Consider the following 16122-nt stretch of genomic DNA (forward strand, 5'->3'; position numbering starts at 1 on the left):
TTAGAAATTAGTGTGTTTTCTTTTTTATCTTACAAAAATGTAAGGTAAATGTAAGCGAAATCGAGGGAACGAGTTGTAGAAAAATGAGAATATGAAGTAGGAAATAGGTTCATATTACGGGTGTAACTCTTATTGAATGAATAATTAAAAAATTATTAAGGATTTACATGACAAAAAGATAAGAAATATGTGAGAAATTGATTTTATACAAAAGGGATGGAGTGAAAGAGATGTCAACAAATGTAGTTACTGTAGAAAGTGTAGAAAAAACGTATGGGAAAAGAAATGAGAATCAGTCAAAAGCATTAAGGGGTGTGTCATTAAGTATTAAAGAAGGGGAATTTGTCGGGATCATGGGACCTTCTGGGTCTGGAAAAACAACTTTACTGAATGTGATTAGTACATTGGATCAAGCGACAGGTGGTAGTGTGACGATAGCTGGTACAAATATTACTTCTATGAAGGGCAATGCGTTATCTGATTTTCGCTCTCAAAAATTAGGTTTCATTTTTCAAGATTTTAATCTTCTAGAAAACTTATCAATTTATGAAAATATAGCTTTACCACTTTCTTTGCAAGGCGTACCATCAAGTGAGATTACTGGAAAGGTAAATGACGTTGCGAAGAAATTAGGAATCACTGAAATTTTAACAAAATATCCGACGGCTGTTTCTGGGGGACAAAAGCAAAGAACAGCGGCGGCAAGAGCTTTAGTACATAATCCAGCAATTGTATTAGCAGATGAACCAACAGGAGCGCTTGATAGTAAAAACGCAAAAAGTTTATTAGAAGCGATGCAAGATTTACATGAAAATCACAATGTAAGTATTTTAATGGTTACACACGATGCATTTAGTGCAAGTTATTGTGAGCGTATTTTATTTATTCAAGATGGTCTTCTTTATAAAGAATTAAATCGTCAAGACACTCGAGAGAATTTCTATCAAGACATTTTAGGTGTGCTTGCTCATATGGGCTCAGCTGCTGAGTCTAAGTAGGGGGTGAAACTATGTTATTTAAATTATCACGTCATAGTATGAAAAAGATGTTAAAAGATTATATGGTTTTACTTATTGGTCTCGTTATTAGTATTAGTATTTTCTACATGTTCCAAACGATGGCGATGAATAGTGAATTTACGAAAGATAATAGTCTTATTAGTAGTATCAGACTTGTATTCTGGGTAGGTGCGATACTATTATCTTTCATTACTGTATTTTATATTATATATGCCAACTCTTTCTTGCTCACATTAAGAAGAAAAGAACTCGGTATGTACATGATGCTTGGTGCGAAAAAGAAAAAAGTAGCACAGTTATTATTTATTGAAACATTCGGTATGGGGATTGTAAGTATTATTATCGGTATTTTAGTAGGGATGTTACTTGCAAGTGTAGCAGGGAACTTTTTAATGAATGGAATGGAAATTTCAGCAAAAGGTAGTTATGCATCTGTATACACACCAGCAATTTTAGTCACAGCTATTTTCTTCTTAATACTATTTTTCATTACTGGCGTAATGAACAGTGTCCGATTGTTACGTAAAACTGAACTAGAGTTAATTCGTGAAGATGAAACACTAGATGAAGTGAAGAAAAGTAAAACTCGCATTATAATAATGACAGTACTTGGTGTATTACTAGTAACTACAGGGTACTATTTTATGATCAATGTAAAAATATATGCTGAATTAGGTTTTATTATAGCAACCATCGTTACAACACTTGGAACATATTTTATCTTTAGTTCATTACTCCCATTTTTTGTGATGAAAATTAAGGGGAATAAAAAACGAAATGAAACTGGTCTAAATAGTTTTACATATGCACAGCTACGCTTTCGAGTAAATAGTTTATCGAGAGTATTAGGTACTGTAGCAATGTTAATTGCATTAGGCGCAGGTGCGATGACGGCAGGTATGGCATTCCAAAAAAATGTAGGTATTATGACAGACTTTTCTCGTGTATATGATGTCGTAATTCATGATCCGAATGATCAAGATAAAGCAGCTTTAAAAGAAATGGAAATTGTTGAAGAAAGCAAGTACAAATATAAAGTAGATGGAGAAGCGGTTTATTATTTACGTAACGACTTAACTGCGAAACCACCACTTGTTTCCGATCACTTTGATACAAAGACTTTAAAAGAGCCTGCTCGTAAACGTGTTGCTGAACCGTTAACTGAACCTGTCTATTCTGCTTTGGAAGCTCCCGAAGCAGCGAATAAGTTTCCTCCCATGCCAAAAGATTGGGAAGATGCAGTTGTAAGAGAAATACAAATTACACATAATCAATTTAACGGAAAACCGGTAAGAATTGCAGATGAGGAGCATTATAAAGGGATTCAAGGAACAGAACACACTGTAACATTAGCAAAAGTAGATGATATGAAAAAATATAAACCGTTATTAATCGAAATAGACAAGAGACAAAAAGAACAAATTGAAAAAGCAACAGGTGCAAAAGTAGACTTATTTACGAAAATGACAATTTATCAGTTTATGAACAGCTTCATGAGCGGAACAATGTTTATGGGATTTTTCCTCGGAATTGCCTTTTTAGCAATGATGGCAAGTTCCCTTATGTTCAAAATATTAACAGGTGCTTCTCGCGACGTACGCCGTTATGAAATGTTACGAAAAATCGGTGTGAGACGCAGTATGTTAACGAAAAGTATATATAAAGAAATTTCATATTTATTTATCTTCCCAGCGATCATTGGCATTTCCCACGTATTAGTAGGGCTTAACTTATTCAGCTTTATATTAGTTGACCCGTTTGTAAAAGTATGGGTGCCGATAGGGATCTTCTTAGTCATTTATTTCATATATTACTGGATAACTGTTCAACTTTATAAAGGTATGGTAATGCCGAAAGAAGAGGTAGCTAAATAGTTTATGAAAAGAGTCCTTGTGTTGAAAGTAGGGGCTCTTTTTTATGTTTTTTATAAAGAAGGAAAAGATTGGATAATGGTCGAAAAATACAATGTAACTTCCAAAAAATGACTAAAGTAATACTGTTTTGTCGAGAGCAAGGATACGAATTATGAAAGAAATGCTACAGTTATTTCGCAACAAAGTGTATGCACGTTTTTTCTAGCAAATATTTTAGAGCGACTCGGTTCTATGATTGCTGGAATTTCTTTAATGTTTTACTTGTTAGATCAATACGGAAAACAACCAGTTTACGCAACGATGACACAAATTATGATTGCATTACCTGCATTAATCTTTTTTCTATTAGTAGGGACAGTAGTGGATCGATTTGATAGACAACGTATTTGCATGGTAAGTAACATATGTTGTTCTCTCTGTAATATTGGAATCCTAATTTCGCTTTATTACGGGATGATTTTACTTGTCTTTATATTTTTATTTTTGGAAAATGCATGTATACAATTTTTCTCTCCATCAGAACAATCGATGATACAGGGAGTAGTTGAATCAGACCAATATGGTGCAGCAGCGGGTATTAATCAAATGGAAAATGGTTTGTATGCTTTGTTTGGTGTAGGAATTGCAACGATAGTGTACTGGACTTTTGGAATTTACGGGAGCATTTTAGTAAATACACTCACTTTTATTATGAGTGGTATTTTGATTCAAACGATCTTCATTTCAGAAAAAGTTCGTTTACCAAATGGTAGAACAAAATGGAAAGAAGTTAATTTGAAGATGTTAATAACGGAGTTTAAAGAAGGGATTAGGTATATCCCAAAATGAAAATTTTAAAAAATTACTTTTGGGATTTATCGTATTTGGTTGATTATTTTTTGTTACGTGTTTATACCAAGCTATTTTACCAAGTGGGAAAAAGCGAATTCAAGGTGTGGTTGAAGAGAATTATTTTTCTGAATATTCTTTCTTGTATAAAGGGGTAATAGGTATGTTGATGCGAACTGCTAAGTGGTGTGGGATTACTTGTTTACAATTATTAGCTGCAATTCTATGTATAATCTGTTTAGGTGCGCTCCCTCGATTATTTAAGGGATTGCAAATTGATTTAATTGGTTTTTGGAACACGATTGTGTTTATTGGAGGAAAGTTACTCCAACCTTGGGAAATTACATATGGATTTCGAGATTCGAGGAAATTATTTCCGCAAATATGGATTCATTATTTAGAGACAATGTTTGTATTTATTTCGGCATTTTTACTGTCATTACTTATTGCGTATGTTCTCGTTGTGTGGGTATTACAACGGTCTCAATCAAAGCAACGAATGTGGAATGGGATTTTTGTCGTACTTGAAAGCATCCCAGATATTTTAATAATTTTATTATCGCAACTTCTAGTCGTAATAATCTTTCAAAAGACAGGCTTTATGCCAGTGAAACTGGCGGGGATTGGGGAGGAAAGGGCTCGCCTATTGCCAATAATATGTCTAACTTTGCCTACAACACTATTATTTATTAAGCTACTACTATTACGTTTCAGAGAAGAATTAGAGAAAGATTATAGTATATTTGCTAAAAGTAAAGGGCTTAGTTTACGACATATTTTAACAAATCACATTTCAAGAAATGTTTTGTTAACAACAATCTATTATGCAAAAACAAATATTTTATTTATGTTATCAAATTTATATATTATTGAATGGATATTTAATACGTACGGTATGTTTGTTTTTGTAAAAGAAAATTCGAAATTAGAAATATTTACAGTAAGTTTAATTATATTATACGTCCCGCTTTTTATACTATTTCGTTTATTACATACGTTTTTACAAAATGTAATAAAGGAGCGTGTTTAGCATGTGGCAAGTTGTAAAAAGAGATGTGAGATTTTGGTTTGGTGTTACTTTTTTAAGCGTACTTATGATTGTTAGTATTGGAAATACTTTATTTTTCGATGGGAATATCCGTGAACTTACGATGATGTATAACGAAAAAGGAGAACTAGAGGCTGCTCCGTTTTCACCGTCGAATAAATTTTGGTTCGGTAGTGATGAGAAAGGACGCGATCTTTTCCAGCTAATAATAGAAGGAGCGAAATGGACAGTTGGTGCGAGCGTAATTATAGCGATTCTACGAGTTATAGTTGGAGGAGGTATTGGTTTGCTTCTTGGTATGTATAGCAAACGTTCTTTTCCAGTTATAGCATCTTTTTTTGATCCGTTCAGCATTGTACCTATGGTTATGATTTCTTTTTTTGTGTTAAAGGAAGTTTTAGTGTTTGAAAATGGGACAGTACCAGAACCGTTTCATTTAAGGGTAATATTTCAAATGGTTATCCTTACATGTTTAGCGGTACCAACAATTATGTTATATACAGCGCAGGAAGTCCGTCGGATAAAAAGAGAAGAATTTATGATGGCAGCAACTGTGCTTGGGGGCAGTAAATGGCATAGAGTGAAAAATCACGTATGGCCACACGTATTACCATCATTTTTTTTACTTGTTGCTCAACAATTTGTGAGTACTTTATTACTTCTCTTGCATCTTGGCTTGTTAGAGTTATTTTTTGGTGGAACAATTATCTTTGGTACAGAGGCAGATAGTGTGACAAAAGAATGGACCGGCCTAATTGGGCAAAACTTCCGTCATTTAACTACTCATACATGGATTGTACTTATACCGATTGCTTTTTATAGTATGACAATTTTAGCTGGAAATCTAATTAGTAATAGCATGCAAGATGCGATTAAGCTAGGAAATGTGAGAAGGCCAGAGCGGGAAAGTAGAGAATTGCAAGTAGAGAAACAAGTACAACCAACTATGAATGACTTTTCTTTTTATAGAGAGATACAAAAATAAAGAAAGATAGCTGAAGACAAATTATTTTCAGCTATCTTTTTTCGTTTAAAGTGGAGGTAAATCAATCTTACCTTCTTCAAATAATTCTTTTATCATATGCTTCGTATAACCAGCGGCTTGACCAAATGTGATTTTTGCTGGCATTGGTGCTTCGTTAGCATCTACAACTACATCAATAATACACGGTTTATTTTGTTTTACTGCATTTTCGAAAGCGGGAAGGAGTTCATCTAAATTCTCAACACGGTATCCAATACCTCCACACGCCTCTGCATATTTTGCGAAATCTGGGTTCGTTAAGTCTGTTTCGAATTCGATATTACCCATAACTTCTTGTTCAAATTTAATCATCGCAATTTTATTATTGTTTAATACGACGACAACGATTGGTAATTTATATTTTACAGCTGTTACGAAGTCATTCATCGTCATTCCAAATCCACCATCACCACAAACTGCAAATACTTGTTTATCCGGGAAAGCAATTTTTCCAGCAAGTGCACCAGGTAAACCGCAGCCAAGTGTTGCGAGCCAGCTAGAAATGACAAATTGCTGGTTTGTCATACGGAAGTGTCTTGCGGTCCATACTGTTACATTTCCGACATCGACTGATAGAATTGCGTCATCATGTGCTACTTGCTGCAGAGCATGCATAACGCGTTGTGGTTTAATTGGAATGGAAGAGTCTTCTTCTTGATCGTGTAATTTTTCTTCCCACTTTTTCATCATTTCTTGGTGATGTTCTAAGAAGGAATGGTCTGTGTGTTCTTCAACATTTTCAATTAACCATCGTAATGTTTTATCAGCATCACCAGCTAAACCAATATCTGTCGTATAACGTTTCCCGATTTGGGCAGGATCTGTATCGATATGAATTGTTTTTGCTTTTTCAGGTAAGAAGCCGGTGAACGGATAAGAAGTACCGACCATAATTAAAGTATCTGCATGCTTCATTGCTTCATAAGAAGGTTTCGTTCCAATTAATCCTAATCCACCAATACAAAGAGGGTGTTCATCAGGAATAATTCCTTTAGCTGGTAATGTAAGTACGATTGGAGCACCAATATGTTCTGCCAATGCAAGTAAAGATTCTCTCGCATGTTTTGTTCCTTTTCCAGCTAAAATCACAGGCTTTTTCGCTTCATTTATTGCGAGTTTCGCTGCATCTAAATCTTCTTTTTGTGGAAACAACTCAGGCAAAGTAAAAGAAGTATTTGTAACACGGGCACCATTTTTCACTTCGAATTTTGGGACATCATCTGGAATAGTAAGAACGGATACACCTTTTTTCGTATAAGCCATTCGAATTGCTTGATTCACTACGGCAGGTAGTTGCTCTGCTGACATAATACGCTGGTTATAAACCGCAACATCATCAAACATTCTTTCTAAATTTACTTCTTGGAAAAAGTCCGTTCCAAGTAAATCGGTTTCTACTTGACCTGAAATTGCTAGAACAGGGGCTTTATCGAGTTTCGCATCATATAAACCATTTAATAAATGAATAGCACCAGGCCCTGCAATTGCCATACAAACGCCAAGTTTTCCTGTTAATTTCGCATAGGCAGCCGCTGCTAATGCACCAGCTTCTTCATGGCGAACTTGAATGAATTTAATTTTATCTTGTTTTTTTCTTAAAGCTTCAATGATAGAATTAATGGAATCTCCAGGCATACCGTATATGTGCTCTACTCCCCAATCAATTAATAAATCAACTAATGCTTCACCTGCTGTTTTCCCAAACATAATTGTTCCTCCTTATAATAGGTAGATAACATTATGTTTTGAATAAAAAGGAAAAATATACAAGTAAGAAATTTATCTAGTTATTTGTAATCCAAGAATCAGTGTGGGAGGAACAAAAGTTTCACTTTAGCAACTTTAATGATGACCAGCGAATAAAGTGAACACTGTTATTAGTAAAAAACCACTAGTTGCCCACATTAGAAATGTAAGGAAAGAGAGCTGTTTCTTAGCTTTCCAAAGCATTTCATGAATTGTGACATATCCAAGTGAACCAATAGCACTTCCCATAATGAGGCCTTGCAGGTGAAGAGCTTTTCCTTCCATCAAAATGCCAAAAACTGTGCCAGTACCGAGAATAAGAGAAAGTAATAAAGTCGTTAATAAAAAGGAAATATATTTATGTTTTGTAAAAAGAAATGGAATAATTAAAGCTAATCCTTCTGGAATATGGTGAACGACGATTGCTATTAAAAAGGGAATGGCAGAGTCATTATGATTTATAAAAGCTGTACCTAACGCAAATCCACTAGGTATATTATGAATAAATATAGCGAAAGAGAGAAAAAGGAAGGTTTGCCATGCTTGTTGATCTTTTTTATGTATCATTGGATGGTGACAATAGTTATCTAATAAGCTCATAACTAAAATACCGATAGCTATACCAAGTATAGGCCCAACCATTTCGTAGCTTGAAAATGTTTCAGGAATAATTTCAAGGGATAAAAGCCCAAGTAAAATACCACCACATAATGCGTATAAACGATGCATCTTTTCTTCAATAAGTTGGCGTGTTGCTACTCCAACAGCACCTCCTAATAGTAATCCACCGAACGAAAAAAATGTTACAATCATTGGAATCCATAAACGTTCCATAGTATCACACTCCGATTCTATTCCCTTATTTTTAGCTTACGAAAAGGAAAGTTAGATTAGTCCAAGTAATTGTGTTTGATTATAGAGAAAAAAGTAGTGATTCGTTATAATTTATATATTAATTTTAAGTGAGAAAATGAAAAGGGGAATTGGTTATGCAACAAATTAAAAAAATAGGAAACTCATTTTGGTATATGACACCTGTTTCTGAAACAGATAGGCCTATATTAGGAATGGTCGTTGGACAAGAAAAAACGTTAATGATTGATGCAGGAAATTCAGAAGAACATGCACAATTATTTTTAGAAATGTTAAAAGAACAAAATATATCGAATCCTGATTTTGTAGCATTAACGCATTGGCATTGGGATCATATTTTTGGATTATCTGTATTACAGAATGCATTAACTATTTCGCACGCTGAAACGAAAAAAGAAATGCAGGCAATAGTATCTTATGAATGGACAGATGAAGCGTTGGACGCACGCGTAAAAGAGGGTACTGAAATTGCATTTTGTGCGGATTGTATCAAGAAAGAGTTTGAAGAAAAAGCGAGAAATATTAACATTATTCCTCCAACCTTAACGTTCCAGGATCAAATGGAATTAGACCTTGGTGAAGTGACATGCGTGTTAAAACATGTGGGCGGAGATCATGCGCATGATTCAGTTGTTATGTACATAAAAGAAGAAAAGATATTGTTTGTAGGAGATTGTATATATGCAGATATTTTTTCTTCAAAGTGGAACTATACGACGAAAAGAACGTTTAAATTGATAGATGAATTAGAGAAATTTGATGCTGAGACATATATTCTTTCTCATGGGGAAGCGATAAATCGAGAGGAGTTTTTACAAGAGATTCGCATGTTAAAAGCAGTAGGAACTTATACAGAAGCTCATAAGGGCGATGAAGAGAAGATAAAGGCAGCGTACAAACAAGAACTAGATAGAGAATTAAATGAAGATAAGTTAGAAACAATAACGTATTTTGTCAATGGTTATGAAATGAATAATCTGTAAGACACTACATTAATCAAATATAATTAAATTGCACAAAAAGAGTATTGAAATTTAATTCAATACTCTTTTAAATATTAAGTCCCAAGCAATTTCTAAATTTTTTGGCTGGTTCATCATCTGGATTTATACCACTTTCAAAACTGGTAGTGAAAGGTAACCACTGCCAATCTTCGCATCCTACAAAAGCTACTCTTGACCAATTCTCAATGAATTCAATGAAATTATTCGCAATCTTATACCCATGTCCTTCTCCATCGTCGTGGCTTAGGTAAATTATTGGAGCATCTATATCATCTTTCATATCAAATGCTAAATAATCTCCATTTCCCACTTCACAAAATGCTAATTTGTTGTGCCAAACTACATCATATTCATCATCTAGATTTGAAAAAAACTCGTCAACCAAGTCTTTACGTTCTTTTTCGAATTTAGAAAGACTTTCTAAACTCCAGTGGGGTGTTCCGCAAAAAATATCAGTAAATTCATTTGGTAGCTCTACATCGTCAGGTAAAAACCAGCGTAAGCTAAAATTTCCTGAGAACTCTAAAAGTACTTTTTTGAAGCTATTTGGTAGTTTAATATCCAGTTTTTCTTCTACTTGGATTATTTGTTCAAGGGAAGATGGTTCATCTATACAAACTTCTTGAACTTCACCACCTATGTATTTAATTCTAGAAGTTATAATTTCTATTCGTTCTTTTAGTAACTCATAATCCATCTTATCACCTCATGTTATATTAATTAAAGTATATCATTCTTAATAAATTTTTTTCGTGTTATTGAGGTTTCAAGTAGCAGCTTTTTTAGCTAATTTAGTAATATATTCAAAGAAAACATCGTGTTTTACATCGTAAACGACATTTACAGGTCGTCCATCAGCAGTTTCCTCTGTACGTCCTTGGCTTGGTCCGTATGTATGAACAATACTATTAATTGTTTCAGTTTTTGCAAGGTTAGTGTTTCCGACAAGCGCGGTAGTTAGTACATCCCATAAATAGTAGGTAGAGTTCGTTGAGAAGTGAACGAGAGGGGGAACCATTGCATAGCATTGACCAAGGAAATCCATACCAATATACTTTCGTTCTTTTGCCCATTGTTCACGTATGTTTATAGTTAACGGAACTTGGTTTGTACTTTCTAGTGTCACTAAGTCGATTTTAATTTTTGCATCCCATACACGAGCCACTGCTTCAGGGTCCCAAAACGAATTCCACTCAGCTGTTCCATCATGCTCTGGTTCATGTACATTGCCAGCTTTAAGAAATGTACCACCCATCCAAACAAGGCGTTCAATTTGATCTTCGATTATGGGAGCTTCATATAATGCACGAGCAAGGTCAGTTAGGGGCCCAGTAAATAATAAAGTTGTTTTTTCTTCCGTTTGTAGAAGCGTTTCTATTAAATGATGATGCGCAGGTTTTGCCGCCATGGGTGTTACAACTTTTCCAGACTCATTTAAAATTGGTAAAGCATCTACATAAAATGCATGCATCCGCCAGTCTTTTGGAAACGGGTTTTGCCCGCGAGAGTTTGAAGCGGCTACTGCAATATTACCATTGCCGAAGCGATCGATAATTTTACGACTGGCAGACATTGCGGGTTCTAAATAGCAGTCTGCTGGGATAACAGATACCCCCGTAAGTTCAATGTTTTCTATTTGAAGTAATAAAAATAATGAAATTAAATCATCTACACCGCCATCATGATTGAAGTACACTTTTTTCTTCATTGTAATCTCCATCCTATATGATTTAGTTAGAAATTAAATATGAATTGAGGAAAAGTCATCAATAATTTCTACCACTTCAATTTCTCCATTAATCAGTAGCTCAGGAAGCTCATTTCTAATATTTCCTTTCCAATACTCTCTAGCTTGTTCGATTTTTTGAGAAAAAGGAATTCCATCTTCTTTCGGTAAAAGATTCCCGTCACCTTCAAAAGAACTTCCGATCACTCGTAGTTTAACAATCTGTAAAACTTCTCGATTATAAGAATCAAATAGCGCTCTCCATTTCAAAGCATCCTCATAGCTTTTAGCAGCATATAAGCAAGATAACCTGGAAGGGTATTCAGGGAATTCTTGTAGTCTAACCATTTCTACAATTGTTTCTCTAACTGCTCTAATTGTTTGATCGATATAACTCATAACTACTTTAGCGTTTTCATTATTTATATGTAATTCGTCATTTTTATAGTGATTATTTAAAATTTTCATGCCATCTTCACCACAAGCATTTAATTGTTCTCTTTCAAAAAAGAAGTGATATAGAGTATTGTGTTGATTTTTGTTAAAAGGAATGATTTGTCCGATATTCATTTTTTTCCTTGTTACGATGTGATATGCGTAAAATTCTGCTTCATTCATGGTTATCCTCCTAGTAATAATGTAAGGCAATGTTAAATTTAGTAATTCAACATTGCGATATATATAACCTCTATAAGCAGAAGTAAGAATTTAAGCAGAAAGGAAAGAAAATATATGAAAGCATTTTAAATTTGTTCACAAAATGTTCACTTACGAAGGGGTTTCCAATGTCGATATAATGACAAAGACTCAAAGAGAAAGGATGATGAATTTTGCCAACAACAAGAAAGGAAAACCTCCAATTTGGCATGATGATGTGCCTTGGGATGGTTATCGTAATGACGTTTTACAATTTACTAATGAATGAAACAGGAGGACCAATTTATATTAAAGAGATTGCATTAGAACTATTAATTGGCTTTATTATTGCGCTATTAATTGAAATATGTATCGTTGGGCCTTGTGCGAAAAAAATTGTATTCATGTTGCCATTTGATAAATCTAAGAAAATAAATATTATCGTTGCAATGGCGACAACTATGGTAATCGGAATGGTGTTCTTTATGTCATTTTTCGGTATGGCTATGATGCATTTACATGGTGGACTACAAGGAGATTCATTTGTTTCAATTTATTTTTCGATTTTTATTAAAAATTTCATAATGGCATATCCATTACAATTAATTATTATGGGACCGCTTGTACGTTTCTTATTTGCAAAGTTTGTAATGAAAAGAAATCTTTTAATGTAGCGTAATTTTCATTATTTATAAAACATTATATATAAATAATGAAAATAAACACATCTCGCATTTTTGAGGTGTGTTTTTTTGTTCATTCCAAGTTATTTTCATAGTGATGTGACATTTGTCCTTTTACCATTATAGGATTATAGCTTTTAATTAAGTCAGAAATAAAAGATGAGGAGATGATTTTTTGAAAGGTATTCTATTTGCTGTTTTTGCGGGGATATTTATAACACTTCAAGGAACCTTTAATGCGAAACTTAGTTCACATATCGGTATATGGTCGACGAGTATTATAACCCATTTAATTGGATTCATTATTGCAACAACTGTATTTTTGTTAAAGAAAGAAGAGAAAGTAACGGATTTAAAGAGTGTGAAAAAAGTATATTTAGCAGCGGGTGCATTTGGTGGATTCATTATTTGTGCAGAAACTATGGCGATATATTCACTAGGAGTTACATTGACAGCTGGCACACTAATGGTTGCTCAATTGTTAACGGCAACAGTTATTGAAATGAAAGGACTGTTTCATATAAAAAAGATACAGATGGAGAGATATCATATTGTGGGAACAATAGTAATGATTATAGGTATTGTTGTATTTAATATGTAAATGAAAGGGGGAAATGAATATGGAGGATAGATCAGGTTTAATTATGCATTATTTGAAAAACAATAAAACACTCGAGGTTTTTTCAGAAATAGATACAGCTTATTTTCAATTAAATCAATTTGAAAAAGGCGAGCTTATTTGCGATATAGATGACGAAATGGATCGTTTATATTTCGTTGTTAAAGGTAAAGTAAAAGTTTATACGATTACACCTGAAGGGAAGAAACTAATTCTACGCTTTATCAATCCATTGGCTATTGTTGGTGATATTGAATTAATTCAAAATAGCAAAGCACATAATGTCGTTGAAGCTTGTTCAGATGTTGTAGCGATTTCCATTTCTAATACGGTTATTAGAAACAAGTTATTACATGATCCTATATTTATGAAATTCTTACTTGAAAACATTGCGAACACGTTAAAAATATCGACTCGTTTTACTGCTCTTAATTTACTCTATCCTGTAGAAGTACGTGTAGCTAGTTATTTACTTTCAATTTCAACAGATAGTAACGGAAATATGTACAAAGGGGATTTGGATACGACTTCGGTAACGAGTATTGCAGACTTTATAGGGGTAAGTTATAGGCACGTAATTCGGGTATTACAAAGATTTTATAATGAAAAATTAATTGAAAAAAGTAATGGAGTTATTGTCATTAAAGATTTTTCTAGAATGAAGGAAGTCGCTAAAGATAATATATATGAGCAATTAAAGGGAGAGGAAGATTTTGATTGGATTTAGTTTAGCTATATTAGCAGGAATATTAATTAGCTTACAATCTGTTTTTAATGCAAAAGTAAATGAAAATGTAGGACAGTGGTTAACGACTACATGTGTCCTTGGAATAGGTCTCATTAGTTCTATTCTATTTTATATCATTACAGAAAACAGTATTAGCATTAAAGTGTATACTGCAAATTATTTGTTTTATGTAAGTGGACTGTTTGGCATCGGGTTAATTATTTGTATAATGGGTGCAATAAAGAGTTTAGGTCCAGCATATACGGTGCTAATTAGTCTTATTACTCAATTGGTTGTTGCGTTATGTATTGATACATTTGGATTATTTGGAATGGAGAGCATTCCATTACAAATAAATAAATTAGTTGGAATAGGTTTATTAATTGTGGGAGTAGGAATTTTTAAAAATATCTTTTCGAACAAGAGAGCTATTAGAATAACCGAGGATGAGATTTAAAGGTTATAAGGATGTTGATAATCAGATTATAGATGTTTATGTAGTGGGAATACATTTCATATATGTCTCTGTTAGTAAAGGGTATATATATATTCGAAAAAAAACGTGAATTAGCTATTAGTGTAGTTGAAAAGAAGACGTCAATAAGTTGAGGTCTTCTTTATGTATTGTTCTGAAGTTATCAGAACTTAAGTATAAGGGAATGGGAAGTGGTTTAAGTTAAGAAGAATATACCCGAATATAAAATATTACTAAACATATATAACTAATGAATACAATGTCTTTTTCAGTTATTAAGTTGTAAATCATTTTATGATAAAATCTTTTACATAATTTAATAAAGGGGTAGTTTTCAATGGGTTATTTCTCAAATGGTTTATTAGTTTTGTTTGTGCTAATCGTATGCAGTTGTATATTTTTTGGTTGATAATATAATGAGAGTCTTATATAAAAGAAGTTATCTTAAGTGAGATAACTTCTTTTTATTTTATATTGAGAAGGAATTCTATCTTTCTTATTGAAGTTTGTTCTAGTTATTTTTACATCGATCAGATTTGTGTAAAGGGAATTTTACGAAATACAAACAAACGAGAGAATAAGGAGTATTCACATGAATAATAGTATAAGCTATACAATTGAACGCCCAACAGACTTCAATGGATTATTAGCGTTATATGAATCTTTAGGATGGAATTCTCTTAAATTAACGGTTAACGAGTTAGAACGAATGTGTAAGCAAAGTTGGTATGCAATTTATGTTTTTGATGATAAGAGGTTAGTAGGGATGGGGCGTGTCATATCAGATGGAGTCATAACAGGCATTATTTGTGGAGTTGGTGTATTGCCAAAATATCAGTCTAGTGGCATCGGAAAAGAAATAGTGAAACGATTAATCCAGCACTGTGAACAAAACAAGGTTATTCCCCAACTTATGTGTGTAGAAAAATTGCAATCTTACTATGAATCTATAGGGTTTGAGGCATTCTCTATTGGGATGATAAAACATATTATAAGATAGAGACGATTTATCCTGCTATTTGTCGGGCTGCCCGTAAAAGCTCGATTGGTGAGGGCTAATAATCAGTGGGGGATGAACAAACTCCCCACTGATTAAAGTTTCACTTTATATTTTCAGTTTACTCGTACATATTTTCAAACTTCAGTATAAAGGAGAATGGCTGTATGGAGATTGCTAAAGGGGTAGAAATGTTACAACTTGAATTTCAAGAGTTTGTTATTCACCCAATTCTTTTATGGGATGATGAAATGGCAGTATTAATAGATACGGGTTTCCCAGGACAAATTGAAGATATACAAGTAGAGATGGAAAAGGTTGGGTTATCATTTGATAAGTTAAAAGTCGTGATTTTGACGCATCAGGATATTGATCATATAGGTAGTCTTCCGGAGTTGTTGCAGCGCTGTGGAAGTAATATTAAAGTTTATGCGCACGAACTAGATAAGCCATATATTGAGGGAGATTTGCCTTTATTGAAAGATGGAAATGTAGAGAACCCACCAAAAGGAAAAGTGAGTGATACTGTGATTGACGGGCAAGAACTTCCGTATTGCGGTGGAATACTAATTCTTCATACTCCAGGGCATACTCCGGGTCATATTAGTTTATATTTGAAACGAAGTAAAATTCTTATTGCAGGAGACTCTATGTATAGTGTGAATGGGATGTTAGGAGGAATTCACGCCCCAACAACTATAAATATTAAGGAAGCAAAGCAGTCTTTGAAGAAGTATTTAAATTTACATATTGAATCTATAGTTTGTTACCATGGGGGATTAAGTAAAGGAAATATAAATGTTCAACTTCAAAATTTGTAAAAGTTGAAGTAAAATTTTTTGT

General features: G+C 33.5%; 16 protein-coding genes and 1 pseudogene. 12 read left to right on the plus strand and 5 right to left on the minus strand.

Annotated elements, in window-relative coordinates; translation table 11 throughout:
* The first annotated feature begins 230 nt into the window (after positions 1–230).
* The 5 genes and pseudogenes from MHI26_RS11800 to MHI26_RS11820 all read left to right on the plus strand — a co-directional run bounded on the left by MHI26_RS11800 (position 231) and on the right by MHI26_RS11820 (position 5754).
* Positions 231–998 carry an ABC transporter ATP-binding protein gene (locus tag MHI26_RS11800; RefSeq protein WP_061667006.1) on the plus strand — a complete coding sequence of 256 codons (768 nt, stop codon included), beginning with the start codon at positions 231–233 and terminating at the stop codon, positions 996–998.
* A gap of 11 nt (positions 999–1009) precedes the next feature.
* Complete coding sequence (locus tag MHI26_RS11805; RefSeq protein WP_061667007.1) at positions 1010–2893, plus strand: FtsX-like permease family protein; 1884 nt, start codon at positions 1010–1012, stop codon at positions 2891–2893.
* 151 nt (positions 2894–3044) lie between these two features.
* A pseudogene (locus MHI26_RS11810) lies at positions 3045–3761 on the plus strand (MFS transporter); the annotation flags it as partial.
* A gap of 123 nt (positions 3762–3884) precedes the next feature.
* The gene (locus MHI26_RS11815; protein ID WP_061667008.1) at positions 3885–4751 is read left to right on the plus strand and encodes an ABC transporter permease subunit; all 867 of its coding nucleotides are present in this window, start codon (positions 3885–3887) and stop codon (positions 4749–4751) included.
* A 1-nt stretch (position 4752) separates the two neighbouring features.
* Positions 4753–5754, plus strand: a complete 1002-nt coding sequence (locus tag MHI26_RS11820; protein ID WP_061667009.1) for an ABC transporter permease subunit — start codon at positions 4753–4755, stop codon at positions 5752–5754.
* Positions 5755–5799: 45 nt separating this feature from the next.
* Here the strand turns inward: MHI26_RS11820 and MHI26_RS11825 are convergent, their stop codons facing one another.
* Together MHI26_RS11825 and MHI26_RS11830 are read right to left on the minus strand one after the other, a co-directional pair.
* Positions 5800–7500, minus strand: a complete 1701-nt coding sequence (locus MHI26_RS11825; protein ID WP_061667010.1) for a pyruvate oxidase — start codon at positions 7498–7500, stop codon at positions 5800–5802.
* A 135-nt stretch (positions 7501–7635) separates the two neighbouring features.
* Complete coding sequence (locus tag MHI26_RS11830) at positions 7636–8373, minus strand: ZIP family metal transporter (protein ID WP_000440632.1); 738 nt, start codon at positions 8371–8373, stop codon at positions 7636–7638.
* A 155-nt stretch (positions 8374–8528) separates the two neighbouring features.
* On the opposite strand from MHI26_RS11830, the gene MHI26_RS11835 reads away from it, so the two are divergent.
* On the plus strand, positions 8529–9395 hold the full coding sequence (locus MHI26_RS11835) for an MBL fold metallo-hydrolase (RefSeq protein WP_016109934.1): 867 nt from the start codon (positions 8529–8531) through the stop codon (positions 9393–9395).
* 67 nt (positions 9396–9462) lie between these two features.
* On the opposite strand, the gene MHI26_RS11840 is transcribed toward MHI26_RS11835, so the two are convergent.
* From MHI26_RS11840 to MHI26_RS11850, 3 genes are all read right to left on the minus strand, one after another.
* A complete protein-coding gene (locus MHI26_RS11840; protein WP_006918611.1) occupies positions 9463–10113 on the minus strand; it encodes an SMI1/KNR4 family protein in 651 nt (216 codons plus the stop codon).
* 69 nt (positions 10114–10182) lie between these two features.
* Positions 10183–11136 (minus strand): nucleoside hydrolase, encoded by a 954-nt coding sequence (locus tag MHI26_RS11845; protein WP_061667011.1) that lies wholly within the window; start codon positions 11134–11136, stop codon positions 10183–10185.
* A 21-nt stretch (positions 11137–11157) separates the two neighbouring features.
* On the minus strand, positions 11158–11760 hold the full coding sequence (locus tag MHI26_RS11850; protein ID WP_001001052.1) for a DUF2441 domain-containing protein: 603 nt from the start codon (positions 11758–11760) through the stop codon (positions 11158–11160).
* A 212-nt stretch (positions 11761–11972) separates the two neighbouring features.
* Between MHI26_RS11850 and MHI26_RS11855 the strand changes: the two genes are divergently transcribed.
* The 6 genes from MHI26_RS11855 (at position 11973) to MHI26_RS11880 (ending at position 16100) form a co-directional block, all read left to right on the plus strand.
* Positions 11973–12452 (plus strand): hypothetical protein, encoded by a 480-nt coding sequence (locus MHI26_RS11855; protein ID WP_042972454.1) that lies wholly within the window; start codon positions 11973–11975, stop codon positions 12450–12452.
* A 184-nt stretch (positions 12453–12636) separates the two neighbouring features.
* Positions 12637–13062, plus strand: coding sequence for a DMT family transporter (locus MHI26_RS11860; protein ID WP_000676261.1), 426 nt, complete (start codon positions 12637–12639; stop codon positions 13060–13062).
* 19 nt (positions 13063–13081) lie between these two features.
* Positions 13082–13807 (plus strand): Crp/Fnr family transcriptional regulator, encoded by a 726-nt coding sequence (locus MHI26_RS11865; protein WP_000390192.1) that lies wholly within the window; start codon positions 13082–13084, stop codon positions 13805–13807.
* The gene (locus MHI26_RS11870; RefSeq protein ID WP_061667012.1) at positions 13794–14264 is read left to right on the plus strand and encodes a DMT family transporter; all 471 of its coding nucleotides are present in this window, start codon (positions 13794–13796) and stop codon (positions 14262–14264) included. The genes MHI26_RS11865 and MHI26_RS11870 overlap by 14 nt, the downstream gene beginning before the upstream one ends.
* 610 nt (positions 14265–14874) lie before the next feature.
* A complete protein-coding gene (locus tag MHI26_RS11875; RefSeq protein WP_001065768.1) occupies positions 14875–15282 on the plus strand; it encodes a GNAT family N-acetyltransferase in 408 nt (135 codons plus the stop codon).
* Between the two features lie 164 nt (positions 15283–15446).
* Entirely contained in the window at positions 15447–16100 is a 654-nt protein-coding gene (locus MHI26_RS11880) for an MBL fold metallo-hydrolase (RefSeq protein WP_000401500.1), read from the plus strand.
* Positions 16101–16122 lie beyond the last annotated feature (22 nt).

This window comes from Bacillus sp. FSL K6-1218, from assembly GCF_038006445.1.
Taxonomy (GTDB): domain Bacteria; phylum Bacillota; class Bacilli; order Bacillales; family Bacillaceae_G; genus Bacillus_A; species Bacillus_A thuringiensis_S.

What these genes read in the sequence shown, in the direction of transcription:
- MHI26_RS11800 (WP_061667006.1), top strand. Translation starts at nt 231, where the DNA reads ATGTCAACAAATGTAGTTACTGTAGAAAGTGTAGAAAAAACGTATGGG.
- MHI26_RS11805 (WP_061667007.1), top strand. Translation starts at nt 1,010, where the DNA reads ATGTTATTTAAATTATCACGTCATAGTATGAAAAAGATGTTAAAAGAT.
- MHI26_RS11815 (WP_061667008.1), top strand. Translation starts at nt 3,885, where the DNA reads ATGTTGATGCGAACTGCTAAGTGGTGTGGGATTACTTGTTTACAATTA.
- MHI26_RS11820 (WP_061667009.1), top strand. Translation starts at nt 4,753, where the DNA reads ATGTGGCAAGTTGTAAAAAGAGATGTGAGATTTTGGTTTGGTGTTACT.
- MHI26_RS11825 (WP_061667010.1), bottom strand. Translation starts at nt 7,500, where the DNA reads ATGTTTGGGAAAACAGCAGGTGAAGCATTAGTTGATTTATTAATTGAT.
- MHI26_RS11830 (WP_000440632.1), bottom strand. Translation starts at nt 8,373, where the DNA reads ATGGAACGTTTATGGATTCCAATGATTGTAACATTTTTTTCGTTCGGT.
- MHI26_RS11835 (WP_016109934.1), top strand. Translation starts at nt 8,529, where the DNA reads ATGCAACAAATTAAAAAAATAGGAAACTCATTTTGGTATATGACACCT.
- MHI26_RS11840 (WP_006918611.1), bottom strand. Translation starts at nt 10,113, where the DNA reads ATGGATTATGAGTTACTAAAAGAACGAATAGAAATTATAACTTCTAGA.
- MHI26_RS11845 (WP_061667011.1), bottom strand. Translation starts at nt 11,136, where the DNA reads ATGGAGATTACAATGAAGAAAAAAGTGTACTTCAATCATGATGGCGGT.
- MHI26_RS11850 (WP_001001052.1), bottom strand. Translation starts at nt 11,760, where the DNA reads ATGAATGAAGCAGAATTTTACGCATATCACATCGTAACAAGGAAAAAA.
- MHI26_RS11865 (WP_000390192.1), top strand. Translation starts at nt 13,082, where the DNA reads ATGGAGGATAGATCAGGTTTAATTATGCATTATTTGAAAAACAATAAA.
- MHI26_RS11875 (WP_001065768.1), top strand. Translation starts at nt 14,875, where the DNA reads ATGAATAATAGTATAAGCTATACAATTGAACGCCCAACAGACTTCAAT.
- MHI26_RS11880 (WP_000401500.1), top strand. Translation starts at nt 15,447, where the DNA reads ATGGAGATTGCTAAAGGGGTAGAAATGTTACAACTTGAATTTCAAGAG.